Genomic DNA, 5,359 nt, shown 5'->3' on the forward strand with positions numbered 1-5,359 from the left:
ATCTCCCCAGCATCCCCATTATTTGAAGCCCTTGCAAGTTGCTCCTGAGCCGTAATAATCGAACGTTCAAGAGTTGAGATGCTCTTTTCGAGCGCTGCAACGCCCTCTTTTAGAGGGGCAAGCTCCTTTGAGCGATCCTGCAACAGCTCTGCTTTTTCGCGTTTTGGATCGCGTCCCTTAGCGGCAGAGGGCTTGTTTTTCTTGCGCGCCGAGCGGCGATCTCCGGTATCCTCCTCCTCCCATCCGATACTATCAAGGAACTCATCGTAAGTACCCTCAAATACGAACGGAGCATCCCCCTGAAATATAATAAGGCGGCTAGCTATCCGACGCAGGATCTCCTCACTATGGGTCACTATAACAACAGCCCCCTCAAACTCCTCAAGCGCCTCGGTCAAAGCCAGCACCGATTCAACGTCTAAGTGATTTGTTGGCTCATCTAGCAACAATACATTGCTTGGGGTCGCAAGGATCTTGCCAAGCAACACTCGACTACGCTCCCCTCCCGAAAGGACCGAGATCTTCTTGAGCGCATCATCGCCCTCAAACATCATACAACCACAGATAGCCCTGACCGCCGTTCGTCCGAGCTTTTCATTAACCTGTTGGACCTCCATCTCGACGGTGTTGGAGAGGTTGAGACGATTAGTATTGGTCTGCGCAAAGAACGAGATGTTAGTGTTCGGGCTCAGGACGATCTCTCCAGAGTTAGGCGCGAGCTCTCCGGCCAATAACTTGAGGAGCGTTGACTTACCCCGACCGTTCTTACCGATTACTCCGATCCGATCATCTTTCTTGAGCGAAAACTCCAACCCATTAACTAGTGGTCGAGCAATGCCGTCGAAGCCGAACGAAAGCTCCTTGACCTCGACCGGAAATCTACCTGGGAATGGTTTGTGAACAAAGGAGAAGTCAAGAGTAGAGTCGCTCTGCGCCTGTTCTAGCCGCTCAACACGTGCTAGCGCTTTAACGCGCGACTGCACAAGGCTGGCTTTACTCGCCTGCGCCTTAAAGCGGTTAATAAAGGACTCCATGTGCTTAATCTCTTTCTCTCGATTCTGTCGGGTGCGCTCATATAGCTCCTCATCCTCAGAGATGCGTTCAAAGAGCTTTTGCGAACCACCCTCAATCTTTCTGAATCCGTTGCGATAGAGCAGTGCGCTATGTGTACTAACCTCATCACAGAAGCAGCGATCATGCGAGATTACGATCATCTCCCCTGGCCATTGTTGCAGATAACGCTCCAACCAACGCATCGACACGATGTCTAGGTAATTGGTTGGCTCATCGAGCAGCAACATGTTTGGCTCGGATAAGATTAGCTTCGCCAGGTTTATACGGATCTGAAAGCCTCCGGATAACGCAGATGGAGAGAGCTCCAACTCAGCCTCTGAGAATCCAAGCCCAGCAAGAATAATCTCAGCTTTATACTGTTCTGCTATCGGGTCACCAGCTATGGCCAAGCAGGCCTCTGCCAACACCGTTGGCTCTGAGAACGAGAGGTGCTGCTTAAGGTAGCCGATGATGTAGCCCCTCGGAACGCTTACATCCCCGTCATCAGCAGCTTCCTCTCCAGCGATAATCTTGAGCAGGGTGGACTTACCGGAGCCGTTCCTACCGAAAAGAGCCACCCGTTCGCCCGGCGAGATGGTAAGCGTGGCCTCTGAGAAGAGCACCCGCGCTCCATAATGTTTTTCTAAATTACTAACCTGCAACATATTGCAACTATAATTACCGACCACATTTAGGAAGTCGAGAGGGAGGGCAACGATTTGATCGTGTATTTGGATCGCTTATTTCGATCAGGTTAGGCGCATTAGGATCAGTTTACTCCAAGGGGTCTGCACATAAGTACTGGCTATCTTGAGTTGCAATTTGTACTTAGTAGCCACTCGAAAGCGGCGCACTTTAAAGATTTAGATCTTCGAGTTTATTGTTAAATTACGCACCAGCTTTAAGTATCTGCTTGTTTTATCTTTGCAGCTCCGATACAAGGTTACTCGAACACTTGTTGGTTCAGGTTGGGTTAAGTAGATTGGTATTAAAGCCTGTTATCTTAGGATGTTAGCCATGGGTAATATGTACAGTCCCGGGGATCGTTCCCGACGACAGCACCAGTTAAAGCAGCAACCCTCTATAGACAGTCGCCCCATAGAAACTGAGCCCCCGTCCCATAAGCACCATAAAAACGCTTACGGGGCCCAGAGCGCCAATAAAGTGCTGTCAGCCCTACAAGCTCCTATCTTCTTTACATCCCTCTTTCGCAGAGCACCACAACCTAAAACAGCACAAGTAGCCACGCCAGAATCTAAGCATGCGTCCCAGCCGGTTGAAAACACAGAGCACCTAACGTTGGTGCCCTATCGCGATCAGATCATGCGAGCTCTGCATCTCTCCTCTGCCGTAGTGATCTCAGCTCCAACAAGCTCTGGTAAAACCACCTGGCTACCACGCACGGTAGAGAAGGAGCTATCAAATATATTCCCTGCTGGCTCACTGCCGGATAACGCCCGACCACAGGTCGTATGCTCCGTTCCACGGGTTATTCAAACCGTTCAGATTGCAAAATATGTCTCGCAACTTGAGGGTTGCGAACTTGGCGAAAAGATAGGATTTAGAAACTCGCGTGCTAGCAGGTATTCTGATGATACCGCGATAGTATATGAGACCCATGGCTACCTTCTGCAACGACTGCTCAACCAGGGGATTCCCGCAGGAAGCATAGTGATGATCGATGAAGCCCATGAGAATCAAGCGGATCTGCCCCCGCTACTATGTTTATTACGCCAACAGATTGATCAGGGCAATCAGATCAAGGTGATCCTCATGTCGGCAACCATCAATGCCACTGAGTTTAGCTCCTACTTTGGCGGAGCTCCTACGATTCAGGCGCAGGAGCGCCACAGAAAGGTCAATATTACTACGCCAAATGACTCTCTAGAGAGCGATATTATCGATGCCATTAACCGCGGGGAAACGCCCCTTGTCTTTCTCCCGGGCAAAAGAGAGATCCAAGATCTGACCGAAAAGTTAGCGCACTCCGATCCAACCATTAACTGCATCCCCTTGCATGCCCAACTCCCTCTGCGGACTCAACAGCTGGCTTTTAACAACCATGAGCCGGGTTCACGCACAGCGGTGCTATCAACTAATGTCGGAGGTACGGGCCTTACCTATCCTAAAGCGATTAATACAGTCATCGTTACCAACGAAGTTAAGAGCATGACGGTATTAAATGGGATACAGACGCTCGCCTATCGGACCATAACCAAATCAGAGGTGGCTCAGTGCATGGGGCGAGTAGGCCGGATAGATGCGGACGGCACCGCTATTTTAAGGCTTAATCCGAATGAGCAGTTGCGCCCTCATATGCCACCAGAGATTCAGAACGTTCCTCTAGAGACCATGATGCTTCGGTTCATTGCAGCGCGGCTCGACTTATCCCGACTAAATATCAATTTCATTCACAAGGCCTCTGAGTCGCAACTTAAAGATGCGCAACGAACGCTCTACCATCTCGATCTGATCGGTCCACAGGGCCACATTACGGACACCGGTAAAATCGCTGCTAAGTTTCCTGTCGAAGTTCATATGGGGAAGGTACTTGCCAAGGCCTATGCGCTCCGTATTCAATACCCTGGGGTGCTACTAGCAGCTATCGATATTGCAGCCATTACTGAGTCTCAGGGGATCCTCACAGATGATGCGCGCCTATGGCAGCGGCTCCGATCCTCTAATACCAACTCTGACACAATTGCACATATGGAGGTGTTCCAGAACGCCTTATCGATGAAGCTTAAGCCAGGAGAGTTGGCAGACTTCGGCATTCGCGAAGTTAACTTTATGCGGGCACTTGATACTCGCAACTCCTTAAGGTCTCGACTCCGTATCGATACGGATCCCTCCATGGAAGAGAAACTGTCCCCCGAAGAGATGTTGGAGCTTCGTAGGTGCATATGGAGCGGCATGATAGACTCCCTTTACCGTTTCAGCCATAAGGATGCCATTAACGGAGATCGTTACTATAAGGGTCTCGCTGGTCAAGGTACCCGCATGCTATCGAAGGACTCGATCGTTAATGATGCGAGCTACATAGTTGGCTCTGCTTTAAACCTTGAGGTTAAGAGAGCTAGTGGCATCAAATCTACCCTGGAATTAATCTTAATGGCTACCGCTGTAGATAAGAAGTGGCTCGAGAATAACGTTCCTCCACAGATGCCCGAGGTACGAGAGGCTGTCAACTCAGAGCCTGCCTCTCACCGAAAAACTAATTTTCATAGGACTCCCTCGTACAGGAGACAATAACGCAGGTTGCAATAGCTCTTCATCCTTGGTCATTAACCTAGAGAGTAGCTTTGGCGGGTAATATCGGCGTAAATTGTTCGATATCACTCCTTCGCAAGCAACACACATCACCAACCCGTCGTAATGGAACGCTCAAGAGCGGTGGGACAGCACCATCACAGTGAACCAGAAGCGCGCTAGCTCCGATCTCAACCAACCAACGACTTAATGGGTCGCGCTCTAGCCTAAGCTTATTCTCAAGTAGCAGAGCTCCGTAGAAGGCCGGTTCAGAGCTATTTCTAACATGCCAGTAGGTATGCTCATCTACCACGACCCGCCTACTCGCTGCTGCATTAACAATTCCACACTCACGCATAGCTAGCTGCAGGTCGTTATTATTCATCTTAGCTAGGTGGTTTGTTGAGTTCTCCTGCCGAGGAACTACAACGCTCCCCATCTGGGCAAGAAGCGTTGGAGCATATGTCACAACCACCACTACGAAACCTGCTAGCGATAGCGTTGCTAAAACCCTTACAGCTCGTTCGCAAAACAGAGCTTGGCATCTATAATAAGCTGGAAAGAGCAGGAACCCGACCAGCAGATACGTAATAGGGATTACAAAAGAGAGTCGATATATAAATGGATTAGGTTGCGAAATTAGCACGCCTAGTAGAGTTATACCCAATGCCAGCGAGAGGATGGAAGAGAATCGAGCCTCTCCCACGTTGCGCCAGCCACCTCTAACCCAAAGACCAACTGCGCGTACACTTAACCAGGAGAACAGAACGACAAAGAGTATAATGATTGCACCCGCGATATAGATTGCAAGATCTGATTGCTCGTCCCTGAGCCGCGGCAATATGCCATAGTAAAAGGGCCCCCTTTGCACACCGAGAGCAACCAGGTGATGAAGTAAGAATGCAAAGCTCTGCGGCGCAGAGAGTAAGAGTAAGTAGGCACCATGCAAACCAGGGCTACCACTATACCAACTGATGAAATCGGTAATATCCTGGCTTTCGTTACACCGAGTAACTCCAGTATGCGAGCTAATACTAACACAGTTAGCGATACAGAG

3 protein-coding genes are annotated in these 5,359 nt (G+C 49.7%); 1 reads left to right on the forward strand and 2 read right to left on the reverse strand.

What is annotated here, in order from left to right:
• Positions 1–1,718, reverse strand: a 1,718-nt coding sequence (locus NTV65_11585; protein ID MCX6115837.1) for an ABC-F family ATP-binding cassette domain-containing protein, incomplete at its 3' end; no start/stop codon positions are given.
• Between the two features lie 352 nt (positions 1,719–2,070).
• Here NTV65_11585 and NTV65_11590 point away from each other — a divergent pair.
• A complete protein-coding gene (locus NTV65_11590; GenBank protein ID MCX6115838.1) occupies positions 2,071–4,305 on the forward strand; it encodes a helicase-related protein in 2,235 nt (744 codons plus the stop codon).
• Between the two features lie 37 nt (positions 4,306–4,342).
• Here the strand turns inward: NTV65_11590 and NTV65_11595 are convergent.
• A partial coding sequence (locus NTV65_11595) for a hypothetical protein (GenBank protein ID MCX6115839.1) occupies positions 4,343–5,359 on the reverse strand: 1,017 nt, incomplete at its 5' end.

This window comes from Pseudomonadota bacterium, assembly GCA_026390555.1.
Lineage (GTDB): Bacteria > Bdellovibrionota_C > UBA2361 > UBA2361 > OMII01 > OMII01.